Consider the following 24,374-nt stretch of genomic DNA (forward strand, 5'->3'; position numbering starts at 1 on the left):
GGGGGCTATTCCCCCTCTTCTTCAGCCCGTTTTCTTTCGAGGTTTTCTCCATATTTCCTAATATTTTCATATTTATATACATAATCCGAAATATGATATCCCCAGATAATATTTGTCGCTTCAATCTCTAAAATGTCATATTTTTCCATCAGTTCTTGTTCCAGTTTTCTTATTTCTCCGATATTTTCCCTTGTTTCGTTTCTTATCTTTTTTGCCCGGCTTCGATATTCTTCGGCCACTTTTTGATTTAACCATTCCCCCTTGTGTTTTTGATATTTTTCTTCCAGCCATTGTTCTCTATCCATATCCTTCACTCCTATTTATGAATCATAAATCTACTTTTCTTCACAAACAGAGTAATATAGGGTATGTACCTATTTTAGTGCACAGCCAAAAAACTTTGATTCTATTACTTTAATTGATAACGATTCAAATATTCTCGTTCCTCCGAAGTTTTTTCCAAACACTCAATAAAATCTGCAGCGCTTATATACTTAATAGAAAAATCAACGCCACAATCTTCTTTAGCAGTACTTATGTCCTACAAAAAGGACACTCGTCTGCTACTTTTTCTATAACAATATTGAAAATATATCTTTAACCGCCATGTTATCAATACATTATTTCGTCTTTATTTGTGATACGGTTCTCCGTGAATAATCCGATAACTTCGATAAATTTGTTCCAACAAGATCACCCGCATCAGCTGGTGAGGAAATGTCATTTTAGAAAAACTAAGCGCATAATTAGATCTTTCGAGAACCTCCTCGCCAAGTCCGATAGAACCGCCGATAATAAACGTAATATGGCTTACTCCTTGAATCCCGAGCTTATCGATCTTCTTTGCAAGTTCTTCGGAAGTCACTTGCTTTCCTTGAATTTCCAGGGTGACAACATACGCATCGTCCTTTACATGCTTTAAGATCCGCTCCCCTTCTTTTGCGCGGATCATAGTTTCTACCGTTTCACTGGCGTTATCCGGTGTCTTTTCATCTGCGACTTCCACAATCTCCAATTTGCAGTATTTGGATAATCTTTTACTGTACTCGGCAATCGCATCTTTTAAATACTTTTCCTTTATTTTCCCAACTGTAATTACACTAATTTTCATCCCCTATTACCAATCCTTCTTTTATCTATCATATATTATGTTTTCCCGTGAAGGTATGAACGTCAATTCGATATACGGCTACATTACCAAGCGATTCTGGACGAATCGGAGCTTTTCCTCCCCCAAGATGATCCATCAGACAGGAAAGCCCATGGAGCTTTTCTTTTTCATCTGTCACCTGACAAATCGTTCCGTTTCCCATAATACTGGAATAAGCATAAGAATAACTGCAGCCATCTGCGCCATGAATCAAGCGGTGGCCACAGTCCATCTCAACAGCGACTTGCGGACAGGACGCAAATGCTTCCGCTTTTCTTCCCTCTTTTGAGCCGTGAATATACAGAGTAAGACGCATCTCGTCTTCCTGAAATTCATATCCAAAATTTACCGGTACGACAAACATCCCATCAGAATCAGTAGTACCAATTCGGACCACTTCGCATTCACCTAGAATCTCTCGCAGTTCTTTACCGTCGGTAATCTCTCTTTTTTGAAGACGCATCTTTCTCATCTCTTCTTTTCCTCTTTTCTCTTCCATTCTTTCAATTTTTCTTTTTCTTCCTTTGATACACGATAAGATTCACAGATTTTCTGAATTGCTTTATTGTGGGTAAAATCATCTAAATGATCCGTTTTAAGATACTGGAAAGTCTCTTTAGGAAATTTAACATAACATACGGAAATCGCCCAGGCGACCGCCATTTTTACATAATACCCCTCATGGTGAACTGCATCTATATCCCGCAGAATCTTTCCAATATAATAGTCGGTCACAAAATGATCCAACATACACACAACAGCAAAACGAATTTCATATTCCCGACTGCTGTTTAAATACTGTTCCAAATAAGAAAACCAGTATTCCATGTCTTGTTTCATAAATTTATACGTCGTGCAGCTGCTGTCACAAACAGACCAGTTATCAATGGCTGGCACGAACGAATCTAAAAGCTGCCGTCTTTCTTCCTCCTCACACTTAAGATACCCTATCAGTATTCCATGAATCATTCGTTCCTCATAATAGGCTTCCTTTGAGTGCTCCAGCAAAACGACGGCATCGGCATAAGATCTCCCAGATGTCTTTACCAGCTCTTTTGCAATCTTACGAAGAACCGGAATCCTTACTCCCAATATTCTCGAAGTTTCCCCCGGTATCAGGGAACGGTTGAACTCCTGGTATCCCAAATCTATTTCATTTTCCAGCTTTTTTCTCGTTTCTTGCAGTAGTAGTTCCATTTGGTACCTCCTATTTTTCTTCCATTCCCATCCTATCTTCGTTCCGATTTTGCTTATCCTAGCGCTACATCCAGAATCATCATTAAAACAAATCCAGCTGCAAATCCAAGGGTCCCAATATTACTGTGCTCTCCTTCTGCTGATTCCGGCACCAGTTCTTCCACGACTACGTAGATCATGGCTCCTGCCGCAAATGCAAGAAGATACGGAAGGGCTGGAGTGACATAGGACGCTAGAAGCACGGTAATTCCGCCGGATATAGGCTCTACAATTCCAGACATAGCTCCATAATAGAACGCCTTTTTCCGGCTGCCTCCTTCGTTTTTAATCGGCAGAGACACAATGAATCCTTCCGGAAAATTCTGAATAGCAATCCCAATGGATAATGCAAATGCTCCCATCATGGTTACCTCTGCATTCCCCATTAAAATCCCGGCAAACACGGCCCCACTTGAAATTCCCTCTGGGATGTTATGAATCGTGACCGCCAAAACCAGCATAGCTGATTTCCCAAGCGAAGTTATAGGTCCTTCCGATTTGTCAGATCCGATATGCAGATGTGGAATGATATGATCCAGAAAAAGCAGAAAAAGAATTCCGATCGTAAAACCGATGGCTGCCGGTGCAAATGCCCATTTTCCTAACCTCTCCGACATATCCATTGCCGGAATCAGAAGCGACCATACAGAAGCTGCCACCATCACTCCTGCTGCAAATCCAAGCAGTGCCTTTTGAAGACCTGGATTTAATTCCTTCTTTACAAATAACACACACCCGGCTCCCAGCGCCGTACCGATGAACGGAATCATAAGTCCCCAAAAAATCATCATATACACATACCTCATTTCTTCAAAGTCTATTTCTAATATATTCGGAAAACCGGAAGAATGCAAATAAAACTAATTAAAAAGCAAGTAAAAGCAAAAATGGGACGTAGTACTTTTATCTTACCACGCCCCTTCTTTACTATTTTAATTATAAGAATTATTTTAATAATTCATGAATTCCTTTTGCTCCAGCTTTTCCAGCGCCCATAGCAAGGATTACTGTCGCAGCTCCAGTCACTGCATCTCCGCCGGCAAATACACAGGCTTTCGAGGTCTGACCATTTTCTTCTTCGGCTACGATACATTTTCTCTTATTGGTCTTCAATCCTTCTGTTGTAGATGCAATCAGCGGATTTGGAGAAGTTCCCAGAGACATAATAACCGTATCCAGCTCAATTTCATATTCAGATCCCGGAATTTCTACCGGACGTCTTCTTCCAGATGCATCAGGTTCACCCAATTCCATCTTAACAACCTTCATACCTTTTACCCAGCCATTCTCATCTACGAGAATTTCCTTTGGATTGGTCAGAAGATCAAAGATAACACCTTCTTCTTTTGCATGATGTACTTCTTCTACTCTGGCTGGAAGCTCCGCTTCACTTCGGCGATATACAATATGTACTTCCGCTCCCAATCGAAGCGCCGTTCTTGCAGCATCCATAGCTACATTACCACCGCCAACAACAGCCACCTTGTGTCCAGCTGCAATTGGCGTATCATAGGAATCGTCAAAAGCCTTCATCAGATTGCTTCTGGTTAAATACTCATTCGCAGAGAATACACCGTTCGCTGTCTCTCCCGGAATTCCCATGAACATTGGAAGTCCTGCACCGGAACCAATGAAAACAGCCTCAAATTTCTCTTCTTCGATCAGCTGATCTATCGTAGTAGACTTTCCAATTACAACATTCGTCTCGAATTTAACGCCCAGCTCTTTGACTTTTTCGATCTCTTTTTTGACAACCTTTTCTTTTGGCAGACGGAACTCTGGAATTCCATATACCAGCACGCCTCCTAATTCATGAAGTGCCTCAAATACGGTTACTTCATAGCCAAGCTTTGCCAGATCGCCTGCACAGGTAAGGCCTGACGGACCAGAACCAATAACCGCTACTTTATGTCCATTACTCTTCTCGGTTTTCTTTGGTTTGATATCATGCTCCAACGCATAATCTGCAACAAACCGTTCCAATTTACCGATGGATACCGGCTCGCCTTTGATTCCGCGAATACATTTGCACTCACACTGAGACTCCTGTGGGCATACACGTCCACAGATAGCCGGAAGTGCGGAAGATTCTCCAATCACCTGATAAGCGCCTTCGATATCGCCTTCTTTGATTTTTGATATAAATCCCGGAATATTAATGGATACCGGACATCCTTCAATACATTTGGCATTCTTACAATTCAGACAGCGACTTGCTTCTTCCTGTGCCTCTTCCATATTGTATCCATAACATACTTCTTCAAAATTGGTTGCACGTACCTTCGCTTCCTGCTCTCTTACAGGAACTCTTTTCAACATATCCGCCATTACTCGTCACCTCCGCAATGTCCGCATCCACCGTGATGGGTATCTCCTTCTTCTAATTTCAGAATCGCACGGCCTTCTGCTGTCTTATACATCTGCTGTCTCTTCATTGCTTCATCAAAGTTTACTAGATGTCCGTCGAACTCTGGTCCATCTACACAGGCAAATTTAATCTCATCGCCTACGTGCAGACGACAAGCGCCGCACATTCCCGTTCCATCTACCATAATCGGATTCATGCTGACGATAGTCGGAATATTCAATTTCTTTGTCAAAAGACAAGTGAATTTCATCATAATCATCGGTCCGATCGCAACGCACAAATCATATTGGTGACCTTCCTCTACCAACTTCTCAATCTTCGTTGTAACCATACCGGAATGTCCGTAGGAACCATCATCGGTACATGGATAATAGTTTCCGGCAACTTCGCGCATCTCATCCTCTAAGATCAACATATCTTTCGTCTTAGATCCGACGATTACATCCACGTCTACGCCGCGTTCTTTCAGCCATTTTACCTGTGGGTAAACCGGAGCTGCACCAACACCTCCCGCTACAAACAGAATCCTCTTCTTTTTCAGACTTTCGATGTCCTCATGGACAAATTCAGACGGGCATCCTAACGGTCCTGTAAAGTCACGGAAAGAATCCCCTGCTTTTAACTCTGCCATCTTCATGGTAGAAGCACCAACCGTCTGGAATACAATGGTAATGGTACCTGCTTCTCTGTCATAATCACAAATCGTAAGCGGAATCCTCTCTCCTTTTTCATCCAGCTTTACAATGACAAACTGTCCGGGCTCACAGTGTCTCGCTACTCGAGGCGCTTCTACGTCCATAAGATAAATCATATCAGCCAGTTTTTCGGCTTTTACTATCTTGTACATCTTATCTCCTCCTAAATACTAATGCTTCTTTCATCATACTGGATATGAGTCAAAATATCAAGTGACAGATTACTCGGATGTCTCCAACATATAATTTCTGGTTGTTACTCCGCTTTCCCGTCCTTTCCCATTCACAAGAATCGCCTTAAACAGAGTCTCTCCCTGCGGCATTGTAATTGGTCCGTCATATTTCTTTGACGCCGTTGTCGGTTCTGTCCCATCCAGCGTATAATATGCTTCATATCCTTCCGGAACTTTGATTTCAATTGGCACTGCTGTATCATACTGTCCGGTAGATGGTGAGACTGCCGGAGCATCTTCAATTGGGAGTTCCACGGTGTAAGTTTTTGATGCGACAAGGCTTGGAATACCTTTCTTATCTACAGCGATGGCTTGAATTTCTGTATCCCCCTCATCCAATTGGATCGGTTCCGTATATTTTGTGCTGCTTTTTGTAGGCTTGCTTCCATCCGTCGTATAATAAATGCTCTGTCCCTTGGACGCTGTCAATTCCAGTTCTCTTACATCTTCAAAAACCTCTTCATCATCCAGACTGAATTCTGGTTCTGAAATGATATATTCCGCCAGCGCTTCTGTCACCACCTCTTCTGCATCTTCCAAAAGATGCGGGATTTCCTCCGACTGATGACTATCCAGATAAAATTGTACACAGGCTTCATATAGTTCTACGTTCTTAGGCTGCTTTTCCAGCGCGTCAAGGAATAAATTTTCTCCCTCTTCGGGAATTTCCTCTTCCAAATAGACCTTAGAAAGCCCAATATAAGCATCGGCCTTTTTGGAATCTCTAGAAAGTGCTTTCTCAAATGCACGTTTTGCCTCCTGATAGGACTCTTTTTTTAGTTCTCGGTATCCTTTCCGCACGATCCCTCTGTAAGAGACCTGATAAAGGGCAAAACATCCCCCGACGATACCGATCAGAATGATCAGCAAAATTAACATCCGTTTCCGTCTTTTTTTCCTTTTTATCTCCCGACGGCGTTCTGCCTGCCTCCGCTTGCGCTCTCGCTCAGAAAGCTTTCGCTCTCTTTCGGGCTGGATTCTGTCCCTGCCTGCGCGGGCGCGCTCCCGCTGCGACACGGTATCTGTTCTTCGTCTTCCGGTCGCAGCGCTGGTACGGTAATGATAAAACTCTTCATTATCCGGTTCATCACCATTGATAGCACCTTTGATCTGTTCACTTAACAGATCATCCAACGGATTATATTCCGGGACTATGCAGACTTCTTTTCCGCAATTCTCACAGTATAGCATTCCTTCCGGTATGCTATGTCCGCAATACTTACATCTCATTCTACATGTTCCTCCTATTTTGCAGCTTCTACACAATTACACATCAGCATGGCAACCGTCATCGGGCCAACTCCGCCCGGAACAGGTGTAATGGCTGACACTTTATCTACAACCTGATCAAAATCCACGTCTCCGCAGAGTTTGTTATCTTCGTTTCTATGCATACCCACATCAATGACAACTGCGCCGTCCTTAACATGATCTGCCGTTATCATTTTGGCTTTTCCTGCCGCAACCACAAGAATATCTGCACGGCAAGTCACATCTTTTAAGTTCTGGGTTCGAGAATGAGTTACGGTAACCGTACCATTTTCCTGAAGAAGCAAAATTCCCATCGGCTTCCCGACATTATTACTTCTTCCAACAACTACACATTCCTTCCCCTCAATCGAAATACCTGAACGTTTCAAAAGCTCAATCACTCCTGCCGGTGTACAAGGAACAAAACCTTCTTCACCAACAAACATTTTCCCTACATTCATGGGATGAAATCCATCCACGTCCTTCTTAGGACTGATGGCACGGATCACAGCATCTTCATCAATCTGTCCCGGCAGCGGAAGCTGCACCAGAATTCCGTCCACCTGTGGATCCTGATTCAATGTATCTACCAGGCGTATCAATTCTTCCTGCGTGGTCTCCTCTTTTAATTCATAAGATCTGGACTCAATCCCTATATACTCACATGCCCTCTTCTTATTTCTTACATAGACAGAAGACGCCGGATCTTCTCCTACCTGAACGACAGCCAGGCAGACGTTTTTACCATCTGCCTTCATTGCTGCCACCTGTTCTTTTAATTCTTCTTTTATCTGCGCTGCGATTGCTTTTCCATCAATTAATATTGCCATAGTTTTCCTTCTTCCCTTATCTTCTTTTTTACTCCCCAAATCAAGAACCTATTAGAATAATCCGGTAATAGTTCCGTCTTCTGCCACGTCAATTCCATTTGCTGCCGGAACCTTTGGAAGTCCAGGCATGGTCATTACGGCTCCTGTCAATACAACCACAAACCCAGCTCCCGCACTGACATATACTTCACGAATGTGAATGTCAAAATCTGTTGGACGTCCTAATTTCTTAGCATCATCAGACAGAGAGTATTGATTCTTTGCCATACAGACCGGAAGATTGGAAAATCCAAGTTCCGCGATCTTAGCAAGCTGTTTCTTTGCAGCCGGTTCATAGATAACGCCACGCGCGCCATAGATCTCTTTTGAAATGGTCTCAATCTTCTCTTCCAAAGACAGATCATCTTCATAAAGCGTATGGAAGTTGCTTTCCTTCTTTTCCAGTGTATCCAGCACTTTTAAAGCCAGTTCTTCTCCGCCTTCTCCGCCTTTTTCCCAAACTCTTGCCAGTGCAAATTCACATCCTTTTTCTTCACAGAATCTTCGGATATATTCATTCTCTGCTTCGGTATCTGTCACAAAGGAATTCAGTGTTACAACTACCGGAACTCCATATTTCTGGATATTTTCAATATGTTTCTCTAAATTGACAATCCCCTTTTTCAATGCCTCCAGATTTTCTTCGCCCAAATCTGCCTTTGCAACGCCTCCGTTGTACTTCAACGCACGTACGGTTGCCACAAGAACGACTGCATCCGGATGAAGACCTGCTTTTCTGCACTTGATATCGAAGAATTTTTCAGCTCCCAGGTCTGCGCCAAAACCAGCCTCTGTAATGGTAATATCACTTAACTTCAATGCCATTCTTGTCGCTCTTACACTATTGCAGCCGTGTGCAATATTTGCGAATGGACCACCATGTACCAGCGCCGGCGTATGTTCCAGCGTCTGAATCAAGTTCGGCATAATCGCATCCTTTAAAAGAGCCGTCATAGCGCCTGTTGCCTTAAGATCATCTGCCGTTACAGGTTCTCCTGCAAAATTGTATGCTACAATAATCTTTCCAAGGCGTGTTCTTAAGTCATTCAGATCCTCTGCCAAACAGAGAATCGCCATAATTTCAGACGCAACCGTAATTACGAAATGATCTTCTCTGACCATTCCATCCATCTTGCTTCCCAAGCCAACTACAATATTTCTTAAATTCCGATCATTCATATCCAGACAACGTTTCCACACCACCTGACGAGAATCGATCTGAAGCGCATTTCCCTGCTGGATGTGGTTGTCAAGAAGTGCTGCCAAAAGGTTATTAGCAGACGTAATTGCATGAAAATCTCCCGTAAAATGAAGGTTTAAATCCTCCATAGGAACAACCTGTGAATAGCCGCCGCCGGCTGCTCCTCCTTTGATTCCAAAACACGGACCAAGAGAAGGCTCTCGAAGTGCGATCATCGCCTTCTTTCCAAGCTTCGTCATCGCCTGTCCAAGTCCCACTGTAATCGTAGTCTTTCCTTCTCCTGCCGGAGTTGGGTTAATGGCAGTTACCAGCACCAGCTTTCCATCCGGTTCTTCTTTTACCCGGTTCCAAAGTTCTTCGGAAAGCTTCGCTTTATACTTCCCGTAAAACTCCAGTTCCTCTTCTTCAATTCCTGCTGTTTTTGCCACATCTCTGATATGGGCCATCTGTGCTTCCTGTGCAATCTGGATATCTGTTTTCATCGGTTTCCAATCCTTTCTCTCTGTGATTTATTCCCTTGTTTCTTTAGACATACTCTTCGGCGTACCGCTCAAATTCTTCGGCCGTCATCAGCACTTTCCGTGGTTTCGTTCCTTCCTCCGGACCGACAACGCCCGCCTCGCACAGCTGATCCATAATCCTTGCTGCGCGGTTGAATCCTATCTTAAAGCTACGCTGAAGCATCCCTATGGACGCCTTGTCTTTCTCTATAATGAGGCGGCCTGCTTCTGTAAAATGCACGTCGCGTTCATCCCCTTCTGCCATTCCTGCCACACTGGCGCTTCCTAGCTGGCTGGTATTCACATGTTGTACGACTTCTTCATCGTAAACAGCTTCCCCACTCTGTTTTTTCAAATATTCTACCACACTTTGAACTTCCTGGTCTGTCACAAAAGACCCTTGAACTCTAGCCGGCTTCTGATATCCCGCCGGATAGAACAGCATATCGCCTTTTCCCAGCAGTTTTTCCGCACCGTTCATATCAATAATCGTACGGGAATCCACTCCCGATGATACGGAAAATGCAATCCTGGACGGCATATTAGCTTTAATCAGTCCCGTAATAACATTGACGGATGGACGCTGCGTTGCCAGTACCAGATGAATGCCCGCAGCTCTTGCCAGCTGTGCCAGACGACAGATCGCCTCTTCAACATCCCCCGGCGCCACCATCATAAGATCCGCCAACTCGTCTACGATAATGACGATCTGCGGCATCGGCTTTAAGGCTTCGCCGTCCACTGAAGGCATAGAAGCGATTTTCTCGTTATATCCCTTCATATCCCTTACGTTATGCTCCGCAAAGGCCTGATATCTTCTGGTCATCTCAGCTACTGCCCAGTTTAATGCGCCCGCAGCTTTTTTCGGATCTGTGACTACCGGGATCATCAGATGTGGAATTCCGTTATAAACACTAAGTTCCACCACCTTCGGGTCAATCATAATCAACTTGACCTCTTCCGGTGAGGCTTTATATAAGATACTCATAATCAAGGTATTGATACAGACCGACTTACCAGACCCGGTTGCTCCTGCAATCAGCACATGCGGCATCTTACCAATATCCGAAACTACCGTCTTTCCTCCAATATCCTTTCCAACTGCAAAAGAAATACGGGAAGTACTGTTCTTGAATTCCTGAGACTCCAAAAGATCTCTAAGCATGACAGCGGAATTCTCTTTATTAGGAACTTCGATTCCAACAGCTGCTTTCCCCGGAATCGGCGCCTCAATTCGGATATCTGCCGCCGCCAAATTTAGCTTGATATCATCTGCAAGTCCAACAATCTTGCTGACCTTAACGCCCATCTCCGGCTGCAGTTCATAGCGAGTCACCGACGGGCCACAGCTTACATTGGTCACCGTTACATTGACTCCAAAGTTCTGCAATGTAGTCTGAAGTTTCATGGCAGTCTCCCTCAAATGAGCATCCGATTCCCCGCTTCCTCTCTTGCCCTTCTTTAACAGTGAAAGCGGCGGGAAACGGTATTCCTTCTTGGGTTTCGCTTCCCCTGCTTCTATAGTGGCCGCCACATCTGCCATCTCCTTGCGGACTTCCATTTTCTCTTTTGCACGACTTTTTGTCAATGCGCTCTGATCTACAGTGGCAGCTTCCTCGAAAGCCTCTGATCCTCCAAAATCACTCGGCTCTTCCGCTCTGTGAATCTCAAATTGAGGACTTGGCTCCTTGAAAATCTGTTCCTCAATGACTCCTTCGTCTGCAAGCTCAAGTGGATCTGCCTTTAACTCTCGCATTTTTCCAGCGCTGTTTTCATTAGAAAGAGTGGTGTCAAAGGAAACCCCTTCCACATGACGATCACTCCGCTTTTTTGAATTTGAACGGGACGCTTTGTTTTCCTTCTTTTCTTCTTGCTTTTTCTCTTTCTCCCGTGCTTCCCGCCGTTCCTTCGCAAGCTCTCTTCTTCGGGCAGCATCCTGCTTCGCTTTATCATAAGCTTTATCGCCTTGTTTTTTCACACCTTTAAGCGCTGATTTTCCAGTAATGATTACCGTACAGATAATCATCAAAGTAAGAACCACAACGTATGTACCTGCGACACCGATAGCCGGTGTCAGAATTGTCGTCAACGCCTTTCCAATCAGGCCTCCTACCCTATGAATCAACTCCAGCAGCGTGCAGACAAGAACGGTAAGAACTACACCGAGAACAGTCTTTAAATACGCAGCTCCATTGCCGCGGTTGGACACTAAAAATGCAACCGTTCCAAAGAGAAGAAACGGACTGATAAATGCCACCCAACCAAAGATCCAGAATAAGAATTCAGCAATTTTCTCCCCTATAAATCCGCCGAATCCAAAATTACTGATCAACATCAGAATGCTGATTGCCAAACTTACCCAAATGACAATTTCATTGAATAAGAAACTCTGCTCCGTCTTTTTTTTCTTTGTCTGCCGTCTGCCTGTACGCTTTTTCGACTTTGCAGCCATTAACACTTCCCCCTTATGATTGACAATACTATTAATAGTATATCATTTTCAAGGAAGTCTGTCATTACTAAAATTCGTTGGAAATCCCTGCTCTGCCCTCTATCATTTCGTGCAATTTTCTCAACGCATCGCTCATTCCTCCGACTTCGTCGATGAGCCCCTCCTGAACTGCTTCTCTCCCCTCCAGTAATGTTCCTACGTCTTTGACAAGCTCCGTCTGATTTAACATCAACTCTTCTAATCGTTCCTTGGAAATTTTAGAATGCTTTGCAAGAAAACTGGTGATGCGGTCTTGCGTCCGAATCATATTTCTAAGACTTTGTTCCACACCGATGAACATCCCGCTGGAACGCACCGGATGGATAATCATCGTTCCGCTTGGCACAATAAAAGAATACTTTGCTGAAACTGCCAACGGTCCTCCGATAGAATGGCTTCCTCCCAACACAAGAGATACCGTCGGTTTGCTTAAGGATGCGATCATTTCTGCAATGGACAATCCTGCTTCCACATCCCCGCCCAGTGTATGAAGAAGAATCAGAAGCCCTTCAATCTCGTCACTGTCTTCTACTTCCGCCAGCATTGGCAGCAAATGCTCGTATTTGGTGGATTTGGCGCTACCGGACACCGACTCATGTCCCTCGATTTCTCCGATGATCGTTAACAATTTAATCTTGTGATGATTTTTATTCCCATCCAGATCTGCACTTCCTGTCTCTTTCATTTCGCTCTGACGCTGTTCCTTCTTCTCGATTTCTTCCATAAAAAAACACCTCCATACTTTTTTCTTAGTATGAAGGTGTTTCTGATATTTTATACCTCTTCCAGAGCCTGTGCCAGATCTGCAATAATATCATCAATATGTTCGATTCCCACACTGAAGCGAATCAGATCCGGCTGTACACCAGCCTCTTTCAATTCCTGATCGTTCATCTGACGATGGGTATGGCTTGCCGGATGAAGCACACAGCTTCTGGCATCTGCCACATGCGTCACAATCGCAATCATTTTCAAGCTGTCCATCATTCTCACAGCCGCATCGCGGCCTCCCTTTAATCCAAAGGTGATGACACCGCAGCTTCCATCCGGCATATATTTCTGTGCCAGGTCATAGTATTTATCTCCCGGAAGAGACGGACAATTCACCCATGCTACCTTTTCATGGTTTTGCAGATATTTTGCAGCAGCTACTGCATTCGCACAATGTCTTTCTACCCGAAGATGAAGCGTTTCCAAGCCCAAATTCAGAAGGAATGCATTCTGCGGCGCCTGAATAGATCCCAGGTCCCGCATCAGCTGTGCAGTTGCTTTGGTAATATAAGCGCCTTTCCCAAATCGCTCTGTATACACAATTCCATGATAAGTCTCATCAGGTGTCGTCAGTCCTGGAAACTTATCTGCATGGGCATCCCAGTCGAAATTACCACTGTCAACAATAGCGCCGCCGACACAGGATGCATGACCATCCATATACTTGGTCGTAGAATGCGTTACAATATCTGCGCCCCATTCAAACGGCCGACAGTTGATTGGAGTTGCAAAAGTATTGTCCACAATAAATGGAACTCCATGTGCATGTGCCGCTTCCGCAAATTTTTCAAAATCAAGCACCACCAAAGCCGGGTTTGCAATCGTCTCGCCAAACACTGCCTTCGTGTTCTCCTGAAAAGCAGCTTCCAGTTCTTCTTTCGTACAATCCGGATCCACAAATGTAGCTTCCACGCCCATTTTTCGGATTGTATGGGCATACAGATTGTATGTTCCGCCATAGAGAGCGGATGCACACACAATATGATCTCCTGCCTGAACGATATTCATAATCGCATAGAAATTTGCAGCCTGTCCAGAGGAAGTCAACATCGCAGCCACACCGCCTTCCAGGTCACAGATCTTCGCCGCAACAGCGTCGTTAGTAGGATTCTGCAGACGGGTATAGAAGTATCCAGATTCTTCCAGATCAAACAGACGTCCCATCTGTTCGCTGGAGTTGTACTTAAAAGTCGTACTCTGATAGATCGGTACAATTCTCGCCTCTCCGTTTTCCGGCTGGTAACCAGACTGGATACACTTGGTTTCATTCTTATAATTGCTCATATCGGGTCCTCCTATGAATGTAAATATCTATGCTGTAAGTGATATACCATATCGGTATAGCGCTTTTTGCATGCTTCGTTTTCTCCTGTTTCCGCCAGATGAACACATGGCATCAGATAATCCTGATAAATCTGCCTGTAGATAGAAGATGCATCCTTATGCATGTCGATAGCCATCACGATCATCGGTGCAACTTCATAATATTCCTCTACCAATTCTCGCCCAGACTCACTTTTCATCAGGTACTCATCTCGGTAAGCCCGAAGTGTCTCCAGTTCATAGCAGTCATCTGCTTTACCACTGCTTCCACAGACAGCAGTCGTAATATAGCAAAGTCTCTGCTTAAACCCGTCGGTAATCGCGTCATAGGAGGACTTCTTCAGTACCAGAGTAGTCACCTTCGCTTCATTCCAAAGTTCTACCATTCGGTCTGCAATCTTCCCGCAGTAAGGATCTTTCTCATAAGTCAGAAGTGGAATCACGAAAACGGCCATCGTCATATTAAAATCCACCTCTGCAACCTCTCTGCTTCGTTTTGGAAGGGTTCCTATCTTTTGCTTGGCATAAGCCGGAATCACTGCTGCAATTTCTTCAATTCCTGCCATTCGATCTGCCTCTTCCATTTTATCAATATCCGCTGACAGTTCTTGCAAAAGATCCTGATATGTATGATACAGCTGTAAAAAAAGCTGATCGTAAGTCTTCTTCTTAAATTCCCTTACCCGGTTGTAAAGTTCCTCAAAAAGCTGTTCCAGCTTTCGGCTCTTTTCTTCTATCGTCATCTGTCATCCTCCGCTTTAAGCTGTTCGAAATATTTCTAATTCTTACTCAGCCCAGTTGTGATAAACATCCTGTACATCATCGTCATCGTCCAACATATCCAATGTCTTCTGAATATTGGCAATATCTTTCTCATCCGTTAATTCCACATAGGTCTGTGGAATCATGGTTACTTCTGCTGCTGCCATTGGGATTCCTGCCTCTTCCAGTGTCTGACGCACAGCGCTGAAGTCTTCCGGCGTCGTAAAGATCTCGAAACTGTCTTCTTCCTCTGCGAAATCCTCTGCTCCTGCATCCAAAGCCTGCATCATCAGCTCGTCTGCATCGCCGTCATACTCTTCTTTATCAATCACGATCTGCCCCTTTTTATCAAACATAAAGGATACACATCCCGGCGTTCCCACGTTACCGCTTCCTTTGGTAAATGCATTTTTTACGTTGGATGCCGTACGGTTTTTATTATCGGTCAACGCTTCTACGATGATGGCTGTTCCATTCGGTCCATATCCTTCATATGTAATGTGTGCGTAGTTTGCCACATCTGCGTCACTGTCTGCACGCTTAATGTTTCTTTCAATGGTATCGTTTGGCATATTGTTCGCTTTCGCTTTTGCAATGACATCGCGCAGCCGGCTGTTATTCGTCGGGTCTGCACTTCCGCCTTCTTTTACAGCAACGGCAAGCTCTTTTCCGATTTTCGTAAAAATCTTACCCTTTGCCGCATCATTTTTCTCCTTTTTATGCTTAATATTGGCAAATTTTGAATGTCCTGACATCGTTTTTCCCTCGCTTTATTCATTCTTTATCTGTTCTTATTTTGTGTTTTTCGTGTCACACGTTTTTTATTCTAGCACTCTTCCTGCTGTTTTTCAATCTTAACTGACTGAATTATATTGTTATCCGCCGTCAGAACCGTAAACCGATATCCCTGCTCTTCCACCACGCCAGCTTCATCTTCGGACGGGATTCGATCAAGCTTCGCAATCAGAAAACCATTAAGGGTCTCGTACTCTTCCGTCTCAAACGTAATCGATAACAGATCTTCTAAATCTTCCAGCTCCGTCAACCCATTCACGATCAGACTTCCGTCCTTCTGGCGCAGAATCATCTCTTCCTCTTCATCGTGCTCATCTAAAATATTTCCGACAATCTCTTCCAAAATATCTTCCATGGCAACCAGCCCTGAGGTCTGTCCGTATTCATCCAATACAATGACGATATGATTCTTCTCAGCCTGCATCTCCTTAAACAGTGTATCGATACTCTTGGTCTCCGGAATAAACGTAACCGGACGTATGTAGTCACTTAATTTTCCGATCGGCACCTTGCGAAGCTCAGGATTCAAATAGCCTGTCATCGCTTCTCTGAGGTGGATAATTCCTATAATCTCATCAATGTCCTCATGGTAAATTGGGAATCTGGAAAACTTTTCATCCAGCATAAAAATCAGCGCTTCCTCCAGCGCCATATCCCCGTCGATTCCGATAATATTTTTCCGATGCGTCATAATATCTCTGGCATCTTTATCCATATAGCGGAACACATTCCGAATCAGTCCCGCTGCTTCTTTCTGCATGCCTTCGTCCATCTCATCTTCTACCTGAAATAAATGTTTCATTCTTTGGAATAAACTTCCATCTTCCATAACGTCTGCCTCAAACTCCTTTTCTATGTATGAAGCTCAAAGCTGACCTTTAAAGCTTCATCTACTTTGTTCATAATCTCTTTATCCAGATGACACACGAGATCTTTGAGTCTCTGTTTGTCAATCGTGCGGATCTGTTCCATTAGTATAACAGAATTTTTTACAATCTGGTAGCGTCTCGCATCAATTTCTACATGCGTCGGAAGCTTTGCCTTATTCATACGGGAAGTGATGGCGGCGCATATGACCGTCGGACTGTGGCGGTTCCCCACATTATTCTGGATCACCAGCACCGGCCTGATCCCTCCCTGCTCCGAGCCCACTACTGGGCTTAAATCTGCATAATAAATATCTCCTCTTCTTACCTGCACGTCTGATTCACACTCCGATTCTTCAAGATAAAATCAGTATTTCCATCTTTTCCCGGATGTATTCTGACGCGGCAAAAAATCATAAGAATTAGGAAAAATAGTCTTTCTGTTCCACAACCTCGCCGCAGCGTATGTATTCTCTTGGAATCCGTTTTCCAAGATCACAGACAAATTCATAGTTAAATCTTCCAGATAATTCGCTTAACACTTCTACCGGAAGCGTTTCTGCTCCATCACAGCCCACCAAAGTAACCAGGTCTCCAAACGCTGCTCCTTCAATTTCCGTAACGTCTACCATAAACTGATCCATGCATACCCTGCCAATAATTGGAGCTTTCTGCCCGCGAATCAACGCATATCCTTTATTGGACAGGCTTCTTGGATAACCGTCTCCATACCCCACCGGAATGGTAGCTACCTTCGTTCGGCGTTTCGATACAAAGGTTCCTCCGTAGCTGACCGGAACACCTTCTTCAATCCATTTCACATGGGCAATATGACTGACCAGAGTAAGCGCAGGACGAAGAGGAACCCTCTCCTTTTTCACTTCTTCCGACGGATACAGCCCATAAGTCGCAATCCCTGCTCTTACCAAGTCGAGCTCAGCTTCCGGCAGATCAATGATTCCAGCACTATTGCAGCAGTGATAGTTTTCAAAAGTAACCCCGGATTTTTCCAGCCGTTCCTTCATCCACATATATTTTTCAAACTGCTGATTTGTAAAACTCTTCTCTGTCTCGTCAGCCTTGGCAAAATGCGTAAACATACCTTCTGGTATCAATCCCGGAAGTTTGCTGATTTCTGCGATTGCACGAGCACTTGCCTCTTCTATCGGAAATCCGATTCTTGACATTCCTGTGTCCAGTTTCACATGGATATAGGCTTTCTTCCCCATTTCACAAGCAAGATCGGATACTTCCTTTGCCATTTCTTCTGTATAAACCGTCATGCGAATCTCCTGGGCAATCATCTCTCTTCGCTGATCCGGGAAAATGCAGCCCAATACCAGAACAGGTCTCGTAATGCCAGCTGTTCTTAAGATCACGGCCTCGTCGAGGGTTGCCACAGCAAAGCCCCATACATATTCCTTCTCTTCCAGCATTTTCGCAATGGGAACCGCGCCATGGCCGTACCCATCTGTTTTGATGACAACGATCATTTTCGCACTGCCGCTTAAATTCTTTTTCATCATCTCTATATTATATTCCACTGCATCCAAATTGATCCTTGCACATACTCTTGTATAGTTTTTCATACCCTTATTCCTCCAACTCGTTCCACGCTCCCGCAAGAAATTCGATCAAATCTCTTGCCATCACACTGTAAGTTCCTTTTCTCTCACGCGCCAGATCTCCGGCTCTTCCGTGCAGATATGTCCCCAGAACCGCGGCCTGATAGCCTTCCATTCCCTGTGCCATAAGACCTGCGATTATGCCGGACAGCACATCGCCGGAACCGGCTTTCGCCATCGATGCATTCCCCGACAGATTGACACTTGCTTTTCTTCCCTTCGACGCAATAACCGTGCGGGCATCTTTTAACACACAGGTTAAACGATGCTGATCGGCAAAGCTTTTTATCACGTCCATTCTGGAAGAGCGAATCTCCTCAATCGTTAAGTCTGTAAGCCTTGACATTTCCATCATATGCGGAGTAAATACCAGATCATCCACAGACAATGCATCCAGATATTTTTTGTGAGCGGCGATCAGATTCAATCCATCTGCATCTACCAGACATGGAACACGCACATTTTCCAATGTAGCACGCAGAATCTTTCGTGCCTTCTCCGTCGTCCCGATCCCCGATCCAACACAGACTACATCGGCCCATTTCAAAAGCCTTAAAAGCTCTCCCTGATCATAGAGATCATAGGTTGTGACGATTGCCTCCGGCAGCAGCTGCTGCAGAACCACACGGTTCTCCTCAGCTGTATAGATCTGTACCAGACCTGCGCCTGCCATATAAGCTGCATAAGCATTCAAATACGCCGCTCCTGCCATGCCTTTGCTTCCGGCAATCACAAGAACCTTGCCGTAGGTTCCCTTGTTAGAATCTGCTCTTCTTATCGGAAGAAGCTTTCGATAATCTTCCCGCTCGTAAGCATAGGTAAGATTGGAATCTTTCTCTGCCTTTGTCAGGTCAATTCCAATATCTTCTACAAATACCTTCCCGGCATAACGTTTCCCCGGATACAGTGCAAGTCCCAGCTTGGTTGTCTGAAACGTCACCGTCACATCCGCCTGAAATGCGATTCCCATCACAGCTCCATGATCTGCTGAAATTCCAGATGGCAGATCTACTGAAAATTTCTGTGCATCAGCTTCATTCATCTGTTGAATCACCTGTACGTATCTGCCAATAATTTCCCGGCCTAATCCCACGCCAAAAATGGCATCTACGATGAGACTGTAATCCCCCGGCTCATATCCTTCCAGAATCTGCGTTCCCGTCTCTTTAAGAAGACGCATCTGATGCTTCGTCTCTTCCGTACAGCTGGAGCTATTGCCGACTAGAAATACCGTAACCTCCTTCCCTCTTTCTGCCAAAAGCCTTGCAATCGCAAAGCCATCGCCTCCATTATTGCCCGACCCGCATACCACACAAGGTCTGGATAAATCCATGCCGAGTTCATCCATAACCCTCACACAACTTTCGGCCGCTCGCTCCATCAATGTAAGCGACAAAACCCCTTTCTCCTGTATGGTATACTGATCCGCCATCTTCATCTGACGACTGTTTACCAAATACTCCATCCTGCTACCCCCCCTGTCATATTTTTTATTTCAATGAAAAAAGACGCATAGAGACAAGCCTGTCTGCACATGCCTGTCCTTACACGTCCCTGTGTTGTTCTTGCTTATTTTTGATGTTCTTCGTTATATCGGCTGATATTATATGACAACTGCATAAGACTCTCCGAGAGATGAACATTCTCTACAATCACATTGTCCGGCAGATTCAGGTCAATATGTGCAAAATTCCAGATTGCACGGACACCGTTCTCTACCAGCATATCAGCTACTTCCTCTGCTTTATCTTTCGGAATCGTAAGAGCTGCAATGTCTACCTCATTGTTCGCAACGAAGGATCTAAGCTCATCCATCATCCGAATCGGAACCCCGCGGATCGTCACTCCCGCAAGTCTTGGGTTCACATCAAAGATTCCCTTTAAGATAAAGCCTCTCTTTTCAAAGGCTGCGTAATTAGCCAGCGCCTGTCCAAGATTACCCGCTCCGATAATAATGATATTATGGTCTTCTTCCAGTCCCAGAATCTTGCCTATCTCTGTGTACAGATACTTTACATTATATCCATATCCCTGTTGTCCAAACCCTCCAAAGTTGTTCAGATCCTGACGGATCTGAGACGCAGTTACGTTCATTCGTTTACTCAAATCATTTGAGGAAATTCGTTCTACTCCGCCTTCTAGCAGTTCTCCCAAATATCTGTAGTATCTTGGCAGCCTGCGAATCACTGCCTGAGAAATCCCTCTATCTTCCAATCATCTCACCTTCCATTCTAGAAAACATTATATAGAATTTTCCTTTCAAAGTCAAACTTTAAGTTGTTTTTTCTCCTATTTTCGATATAATAGAAACGGAAAAACAAAGGAGGAAATTATGGTACTAGCATGTCACGGAATTACAAAAGCTTTCGGTGAAAATACGATTGTCACCGATGGTTCTTTTCATATAGAAGACCATGAAAAGGTGGCTTTAGTCGGCCCTAACGGCGCCGGAAAATCCACCCTTTTGAAAATGATTGTAGGTGAACTTTCACCTGATCACGGAGACGTGATCCTTACCAAGGGAAAAACTCTTGGATATCTTGCCCAGCATCAGGACATGTCCGGCAGCGCGACCATCTACGAGGAAGTCCGCCTTGCCAAGGCAGATCTGATCGAAATGGAATGTCAGATCCGCTCCATCGAACAGGAGCTGCCTTCTCTCGAAGGAGAAACGTTATCTGCAAGGCTGGAGACTTACAACCGGCTGATGGCAGAATTCGAACGACAGAACGGTTACGCCTACGAAAGCGAAATCACCGGAGTCCTCAAAGGACTTGGCTTTACGGAAGACGATTTTTCCAAACCTGTATCTACGCTTTCCGGTGGTCAGAAAACCCGGGTATCCTTAGGAAAACTTCTGCTGACCAAACCGGACATTCTACTTCTTGACGAGCCTACCAACCACCTGGATCTTACTTCCATCGCTTGGCTGGAAACGTATCTTCTCAACTATCAGGGAGCGGTTCTTATCGTCTCCCATGACCGCTATTTCTTAAATCGTGTTGTCACCAAGGTGTTGGAAATCGAACTGGGACAACTGTCCACCTATCTTGGAAACTATGCAACATACGCTGAGAAAAAACAGCAGGTTCGAGAAGCAAGGCTCAAAGAATATCTAAAACAGCAGCAGGAAATCAAGCATCAGGAAGCCGTCATTGAAAAGCTTCGCTCTTTCAACCGGGAAAAATCCATTCGCCGAGCCGAAAGCCGGGAAAAGATGTTAGAAAAGATGACTCCTGTAGAAAAACCAATAGAAGTAAATACACAGATTCAACTGACACTGGAGCCTTCCTGTATCAGCGGAAACGATGTACTTAAAGTGGAACATTTAAGCAAATCTTTTCCAAATCAAACGCTGTTCCAAGACATCAGCTTTGAAATAAAACGCGGAGAACACGTTGCCATAATCGGAGACAACGGAACCGGAAAGACAACGCTTCTTAAAATTTTAAACGAGGTACTTCCGGCAGATGGCGGAACCTTTATCCTTGGCACGAATGTCCACATCGGCTATTACGATCAGGAACACCATGTGCTGAATATGGAAAAAACGATTTTTGATGAAATTTCTGATTCCTATCCATCACTTACCGGTACTCGAATCCGAAATATGCTCGCCGCCTTTCTTTTTACCGGCGATGACGTATTCAAACGGATCAAGGATCTAAGCGGCGGAGAACGCGGACGCGTATCTCTGGCAAAACTAATGCTGTCCGAAGCAAATTTCCTGATTCTCGACGAGCCTACTAACCATTTGGACATTACTTCCAAGGAAATTCTGGAAAAAGCATTAAATGACTACACAGGAACGATCCTGTATGTATCCCATGACCGTTACTTTATCAATCAGACAGCAACCCGGATTCTGGATCTGGTCAATCAGACTTTCATAAACTATATTGGAAACTATGACTACTACTTGGAAAAGAAAGAAGAACTGACAAAAGCTTACGCTTCCACTCCAGCAAACACCTCTTCTCTTCCTTCCACCAACACCACTTCGGTATCCGAAGGCAAACTAAGCTGGCAAGAACAAAAAGAAGCTCAGGCAAAGGAGCGAAAACGCCAAAATGATCTTCGCAAAACAGAAGAACGAATTACACAGTTAGAAGAACGGGACGGCGAAATCGACCAGCTGATGATGGAGGAAGAAATTTTCACTAATTCTGTGAAATGCCAGGAACTGGCTCACGAAAAGGCCGCGATCGCTGAAGAATTAGAAGAACTGTACCTAAGATGGGAAGAATTGGCAGAGTAGAGAATTCAATTTGGGACGGAGTAAAGTTTCATTTTACTCCGTCCCAAATTATGTTTACAACCCTTTACAATTTTTGCAGGTATTACAGTTTTTCTGCAATCGCTTTGATAAATGCTTCACTGTTTAATACAGTTGGATTTGGAATTGTCGTAATCAATGCCAGATCCTTGGTCATCTTTCCTTCTTCAATGGTATCGATCGTTGCCTTTTCAAGCTTGTCTGCAAATGCCATTAATTCTGTATTCCCATCCATTTCTCCGCGCTTTCTCAATGCTCCTGTCCAGGCAAAGATGGTTGCCACAGAGTTCGTAGAGGTCTCTTCCCCTTTCAGGTGCTTATAATAATGACGCTGCACGGTTCCATGAGCTGCCTCATACTCATAATACCCTTCTGGAGACACTAATACGGACGTCATCATAGCCAAAGAGCCAAATGCAGAAGAAACCATATCGCTCATAACATCACCGTCATAGTTCTTACATGCCCAGATATATCCGCCTTCTGACTTCATTACACGAGCTACCGCATCATCAATCAATGTATAGAAATATTCAATTCCAGCTGTCTTAAATTTTTCTTTGTATTCTGCGTCATAAATCTCCTGGAAAATATCCTTAAAAGTATGGTCATATTTCTTAGAGATGGTATCCTTGGTTGCAAACCACAGATCCTGCTTGGTATCCAGCGCATAACTAAAGCAGCTTCTTGCGAAACTCTCAATAGAACCATTTAAGTTGTGCATTCCCTGCACAATTCCGGCTCCTGCGAAGTTATGTACCAGTTCTCTCGTCTCAGACCCATCTTCTGCCGTATAGACAAGCTCTACCTTTCCTGCTCCCGGAATCTTCATCTCGGATCCCTTGTAAACATCTCCATATGCATGTCTTGCAATGGTGATCGGCTTCTTCCAGTTCTTCACGCAAGGCTCAATTCCCTTCACAACGATCGGCGCACGGAATACCGTTCCGTCTAAAATCGCACGAATGGTACCGTTTGGACTTTTCCACATCTCTTTCAGATCGTATTCTTCCATACGGGCAGCATTTGGCGTAATTGTCGCACATTTCACCGCCACTTTATACTTCTTTGTCGCATTTGCGGAGTCGATCGTCACCTGGTCATTGGTCTCATTTCTGTGCTCCAATCCCAAATCATAGTATTCTGTATTCAGTTCAATAAATGGCTCCAGAAGATTCTCTTTAATCATCTTCCAAAGAATCCGGGTCATTTCATCTCCATCCATCTCCACAATCGGAGTCGTCATCTTAATCTTCGCCATCTGCTTTCCTTCTCCTTTTCTCTTCGTTTCAATCTGATGCATCTTTTACAGATGCAGATTCTCCATCACATTCATAATATGCTGGTTAGCAAGCCGTTCCGCCAGATTAGCATCCTTTTTCCGAATCGCCTCCAGAATTGCCCGATGCTCATCAATGGACTTCTCCGCCCGCTCTTTTTCTCCTACCGACATGGTTCTCGCCATCTTGACATACTTATGAAAATCGGATAATACATGTTCCAGTATACGACTATTAGACGCCTCATACAAGACCTTATGAAACTTTCCGTCAAGATCTGATACTTGTTTTGCTTTTCTCTGTCCTTGTTTCTTCAAATGAAATTCGGATAACAGAACGATTTCTTCCAGTTCCTCGATCTGCTGATCGGTAATATGCACTGTCGCCCACTTGGCACATAAGCCTTCCAGAAGAGAGCGAATCTTATAGATATCATGGACATCTTTTTTGGTGATTCCTTTTACATAAGCGCCCTTGTTTGGAACGATCGTCACCAGACCTTCCAGCTCCAACTGACGCAGAGCTTCTCTGACCGGCGTTCTGCTGACTCCTAATTCCTCTCCGATAGACACCTCTCTTAATTCATCATTTTCCTGATAAACACCAGATAAAATATCTTCTCTCAGTCTTTGAAATACCTTTCCCCGAAGGGACTGATCCTGATATTCTTCCATCTCTTTTC

General features: G+C 44.3%; 23 protein-coding genes. 1 reads left to right on the forward strand and 22 read right to left on the reverse strand.

Annotated elements, in window-relative coordinates:
* Positions 1-5: 5 nt before the first annotated feature.
* From WKT00_RS02635 to WKT00_RS02730, 20 genes are all read right to left on the reverse strand, one after another.
* A complete protein-coding gene (locus WKT00_RS02635) occupies positions 6-305 on the reverse strand; it encodes a hypothetical protein (protein ID WP_101694280.1) in 300 nt (99 codons plus the stop codon).
* Between the two features lie 326 nt (positions 306-631).
* Complete coding sequence (rlmH, locus tag WKT00_RS02640) at positions 632-1,111, reverse strand: 23S rRNA (pseudouridine(1915)-N(3))-methyltransferase RlmH (protein WP_101694279.1); 480 nt, start codon at positions 1,109-1,111, stop codon at positions 632-634.
* A 28-nt stretch (positions 1,112-1,139) separates the two neighbouring features.
* Positions 1,140-1,649: a pyridoxamine 5'-phosphate oxidase family protein gene (locus WKT00_RS02645; RefSeq protein WP_244094095.1), complete on the reverse strand. Its 510-nt coding sequence runs from the start codon at positions 1,647-1,649 to the stop codon at positions 1,140-1,142.
* Complete coding sequence (locus WKT00_RS02650) at positions 1,619-2,347, reverse strand: DNA alkylation repair protein (protein ID WP_340260752.1); 729 nt, start codon at positions 2,345-2,347, stop codon at positions 1,619-1,621. The genes WKT00_RS02645 and WKT00_RS02650 overlap by 31 nt, the downstream gene beginning before the upstream one ends.
* 53 nt (positions 2,348-2,400) lie before the next feature.
* Positions 2,401-3,177, reverse strand: a complete 777-nt coding sequence (locus WKT00_RS02655; protein WP_340260754.1) for a ZIP family metal transporter — start codon at positions 3,175-3,177, stop codon at positions 2,401-2,403.
* A gap of 154 nt (positions 3,178-3,331) precedes the next feature.
* Positions 3,332-4,714, reverse strand: a complete 1,383-nt coding sequence (gene gltA, locus WKT00_RS02660; RefSeq protein WP_340260756.1) for an NADPH-dependent glutamate synthase — start codon at positions 4,712-4,714, stop codon at positions 3,332-3,334.
* On the reverse strand, positions 4,714-5,601 hold the full coding sequence (locus WKT00_RS02665; RefSeq protein WP_340260758.1) for a sulfide/dihydroorotate dehydrogenase-like FAD/NAD-binding protein: 888 nt from the start codon (positions 5,599-5,601) through the stop codon (positions 4,714-4,716). The genes gltA and WKT00_RS02665 overlap by 1 nt, the downstream gene beginning before the upstream one ends.
* A 69-nt stretch (positions 5,602-5,670) precedes the next feature.
* Positions 5,671-6,912, reverse strand: coding sequence for a chitobiase/beta-hexosaminidase C-terminal domain-containing protein (locus WKT00_RS02670; RefSeq protein WP_340260760.1), 1,242 nt, complete (start codon positions 6,910-6,912; stop codon positions 5,671-5,673).
* Between the two features lie 14 nt (positions 6,913-6,926).
* Positions 6,927-7,763 (reverse strand): bifunctional methylenetetrahydrofolate dehydrogenase/methenyltetrahydrofolate cyclohydrolase FolD, encoded by an 837-nt coding sequence (folD, locus tag WKT00_RS02675; protein ID WP_173814265.1) that lies wholly within the window; start codon positions 7,761-7,763, stop codon positions 6,927-6,929.
* A 51-nt stretch (positions 7,764-7,814) separates the two neighbouring features.
* Positions 7,815-9,485 carry a formate--tetrahydrofolate ligase gene (locus WKT00_RS02680; protein ID WP_101694272.1) on the reverse strand — a complete coding sequence of 557 codons (1,671 nt, stop codon included), beginning with the start codon at positions 9,483-9,485 and terminating at the stop codon, positions 7,815-7,817.
* A gap of 43 nt (positions 9,486-9,528) precedes the next feature.
* Positions 9,529-11,955: an FtsK/SpoIIIE family DNA translocase gene (locus WKT00_RS02685; RefSeq protein ID WP_340260764.1), complete on the reverse strand. Its 2,427-nt coding sequence runs from the start codon at positions 11,953-11,955 to the stop codon at positions 9,529-9,531.
* Between the two features lie 67 nt (positions 11,956-12,022).
* Positions 12,023-12,718: a ClpP family protease gene (locus WKT00_RS02690; protein WP_340260766.1), complete on the reverse strand. Its 696-nt coding sequence runs from the start codon at positions 12,716-12,718 to the stop codon at positions 12,023-12,025.
* Positions 12,719-12,768: 50 nt separating this feature from the next.
* A complete protein-coding gene (locus tag WKT00_RS02695; protein WP_101694269.1) occupies positions 12,769-14,049 on the reverse strand; it encodes an O-acetylhomoserine aminocarboxypropyltransferase/cysteine synthase family protein in 1,281 nt (426 codons plus the stop codon).
* 11 nt (positions 14,050-14,060) lie between these two features.
* Positions 14,061-14,831, reverse strand: a complete 771-nt coding sequence (locus WKT00_RS02700) for a CFI-box-CTERM domain-containing protein (protein WP_202031213.1) — start codon at positions 14,829-14,831, stop codon at positions 14,061-14,063.
* A 42-nt stretch (positions 14,832-14,873) separates the two neighbouring features.
* The gene (locus WKT00_RS02705) at positions 14,874-15,605 is read right to left on the reverse strand and encodes a YebC/PmpR family DNA-binding transcriptional regulator (RefSeq protein WP_101694268.1); all 732 of its coding nucleotides are present in this window, start codon (positions 15,603-15,605) and stop codon (positions 14,874-14,876) included.
* A 71-nt stretch (positions 15,606-15,676) separates the two neighbouring features.
* Complete coding sequence (locus WKT00_RS02710; RefSeq protein ID WP_101694267.1) at positions 15,677-16,474, reverse strand: hemolysin family protein; 798 nt, start codon at positions 16,472-16,474, stop codon at positions 15,677-15,679.
* Between the two features lie 23 nt (positions 16,475-16,497).
* Positions 16,498-16,845 carry a type II toxin-antitoxin system PemK/MazF family toxin gene (locus WKT00_RS02715; protein ID WP_101694266.1) on the reverse strand — a complete coding sequence of 116 codons (348 nt, stop codon included), beginning with the start codon at positions 16,843-16,845 and terminating at the stop codon, positions 16,498-16,500.
* Between the two features lie 88 nt (positions 16,846-16,933).
* Positions 16,934-18,100 (reverse strand): alanine racemase, encoded by a 1,167-nt coding sequence (gene alr / locus WKT00_RS02720; RefSeq protein WP_101694265.1) that lies wholly within the window; start codon positions 18,098-18,100, stop codon positions 16,934-16,936.
* 4 nt (positions 18,101-18,104) lie between these two features.
* On the reverse strand, positions 18,105-19,601 hold the full coding sequence (locus tag WKT00_RS02725; protein WP_173814267.1) for an NAD(P)H-hydrate dehydratase: 1,497 nt from the start codon (positions 19,599-19,601) through the stop codon (positions 18,105-18,107).
* 104 nt (positions 19,602-19,705) lie between these two features.
* Positions 19,706-20,350 (reverse strand): redox-sensing transcriptional repressor Rex, encoded by a 645-nt coding sequence (locus tag WKT00_RS02730; RefSeq protein ID WP_101694263.1) that lies wholly within the window; start codon positions 20,348-20,350, stop codon positions 19,706-19,708.
* A gap of 118 nt (positions 20,351-20,468) precedes the next feature.
* On the opposite strand from WKT00_RS02730, the gene WKT00_RS02735 reads away from it, so the two are divergent.
* Positions 20,469-22,394 carry an ABC-F family ATP-binding cassette domain-containing protein gene (locus tag WKT00_RS02735; protein WP_340260779.1) on the forward strand — a complete coding sequence of 642 codons (1,926 nt, stop codon included), beginning with the start codon at positions 20,469-20,471 and terminating at the stop codon, positions 22,392-22,394.
* A gap of 82 nt (positions 22,395-22,476) precedes the next feature.
* Here the strand turns inward: WKT00_RS02735 and WKT00_RS02740 are convergent, their stop codons facing one another.
* Both WKT00_RS02740 and WKT00_RS02745 read right to left on the reverse strand, forming a co-directional pair.
* Positions 22,477-23,673, reverse strand: a complete 1,197-nt coding sequence (locus tag WKT00_RS02740; RefSeq protein ID WP_101694754.1) for an NADP-dependent isocitrate dehydrogenase — start codon at positions 23,671-23,673, stop codon at positions 22,477-22,479.
* A gap of 45 nt (positions 23,674-23,718) precedes the next feature.
* Positions 23,719-24,366 carry a GntR family transcriptional regulator gene (locus WKT00_RS02745; protein WP_101694261.1) on the reverse strand — a complete coding sequence of 216 codons (648 nt, stop codon included), beginning with the start codon at positions 24,364-24,366 and terminating at the stop codon, positions 23,719-23,721.
* Positions 24,367-24,374 lie beyond the last annotated feature (8 nt).

This window comes from Dorea sp. ICN-14282 (assembly GCF_037890115.1).
In the GTDB taxonomy this organism is placed as follows: Bacteria; Bacillota; Clostridia; order Lachnospirales; family Lachnospiraceae; genus Dorea_B; species Dorea_B phocaeensis.

What these genes read in the sequence shown, in the direction of transcription:
- WKT00_RS02735 (WP_340260779.1), top strand. Translation starts at nt 20,469, where the DNA reads ATGGTACTAGCATGTCACGGAATTACAAAAGCTTTCGGTGAAAATACG.
- WKT00_RS02690 (WP_340260766.1), bottom strand. Translation starts at nt 12,718, where the DNA reads ATGGAAGAAATCGAGAAGAAGGAACAGCGTCAGAGCGAAATGAAAGAG.
- gltA (WP_340260756.1), bottom strand. Translation starts at nt 4,714, where the DNA reads ATGGCGGATATGTTGAAAAGAGTTCCTGTAAGAGAGCAGGAAGCGAAG.
- WKT00_RS02685 (WP_340260764.1), bottom strand. Translation starts at nt 11,955, where the DNA reads ATGGCTGCAAAGTCGAAAAAGCGTACAGGCAGACGGCAGACAAAGAAA.
- WKT00_RS02700 (WP_202031213.1), bottom strand. Translation starts at nt 14,831, where the DNA reads ATGACGATAGAAGAAAAGAGCCGAAAGCTGGAACAGCTTTTTGAGGAA.
- WKT00_RS02635 (WP_101694280.1), bottom strand. Translation starts at nt 305, where the DNA reads ATGGATAGAGAACAATGGCTGGAAGAAAAATATCAAAAACACAAGGGG.
- WKT00_RS02680 (WP_101694272.1), bottom strand. Translation starts at nt 9,485, where the DNA reads ATGAAAACAGATATCCAGATTGCACAGGAAGCACAGATGGCCCATATC.
- WKT00_RS02695 (WP_101694269.1), bottom strand. Translation starts at nt 14,049, where the DNA reads ATGAGCAATTATAAGAATGAAACCAAGTGTATCCAGTCTGGTTACCAG.
- folD (WP_173814265.1), bottom strand. Translation starts at nt 7,763, where the DNA reads ATGGCAATATTAATTGATGGAAAAGCAATCGCAGCGCAGATAAAAGAA.
- WKT00_RS02710 (WP_101694267.1), bottom strand. Translation starts at nt 16,474, where the DNA reads ATGGAAGATGGAAGTTTATTCCAAAGAATGAAACATTTATTTCAGGTA.
- WKT00_RS02670 (WP_340260760.1), bottom strand. Translation starts at nt 6,912, where the DNA reads ATGAGATGTAAGTATTGCGGACATAGCATACCGGAAGGAATGCTATAC.
- WKT00_RS02725 (WP_173814267.1), bottom strand. Translation starts at nt 19,601, where the DNA reads ATGGAGTATTTGGTAAACAGTCGTCAGATGAAGATGGCGGATCAGTAT.
- WKT00_RS02645 (WP_244094095.1), bottom strand. Translation starts at nt 1,649, where the DNA reads ATGGAAGAGAAAAGAGGAAAAGAAGAGATGAGAAAGATGCGTCTTCAA.
- alr (WP_101694265.1), bottom strand. Translation starts at nt 18,100, where the DNA reads ATGAAAAACTATACAAGAGTATGTGCAAGGATCAATTTGGATGCAGTG.
- rlmH (WP_101694279.1), bottom strand. Translation starts at nt 1,111, where the DNA reads ATGAAAATTAGTGTAATTACAGTTGGGAAAATAAAGGAAAAGTATTTA.
- WKT00_RS02745 (WP_101694261.1), bottom strand. Translation starts at nt 24,366, where the DNA reads ATGGAAGAATATCAGGATCAGTCCCTTCGGGGAAAGGTATTTCAAAGA.
- WKT00_RS02740 (WP_101694754.1), bottom strand. Translation starts at nt 23,673, where the DNA reads ATGGCGAAGATTAAGATGACGACTCCGATTGTGGAGATGGATGGAGAT.
- WKT00_RS02655 (WP_340260754.1), bottom strand. Translation starts at nt 3,177, where the DNA reads ATGATGATTTTTTGGGGACTTATGATTCCGTTCATCGGTACGGCGCTG.
- WKT00_RS02665 (WP_340260758.1), bottom strand. Translation starts at nt 5,601, where the DNA reads ATGTACAAGATAGTAAAAGCCGAAAAACTGGCTGATATGATTTATCTT.
- WKT00_RS02705 (WP_101694268.1), bottom strand. Translation starts at nt 15,605, where the DNA reads ATGTCAGGACATTCAAAATTTGCCAATATTAAGCATAAAAAGGAGAAA.
- WKT00_RS02650 (WP_340260752.1), bottom strand. Translation starts at nt 2,347, where the DNA reads ATGGAACTACTACTGCAAGAAACGAGAAAAAAGCTGGAAAATGAAATA.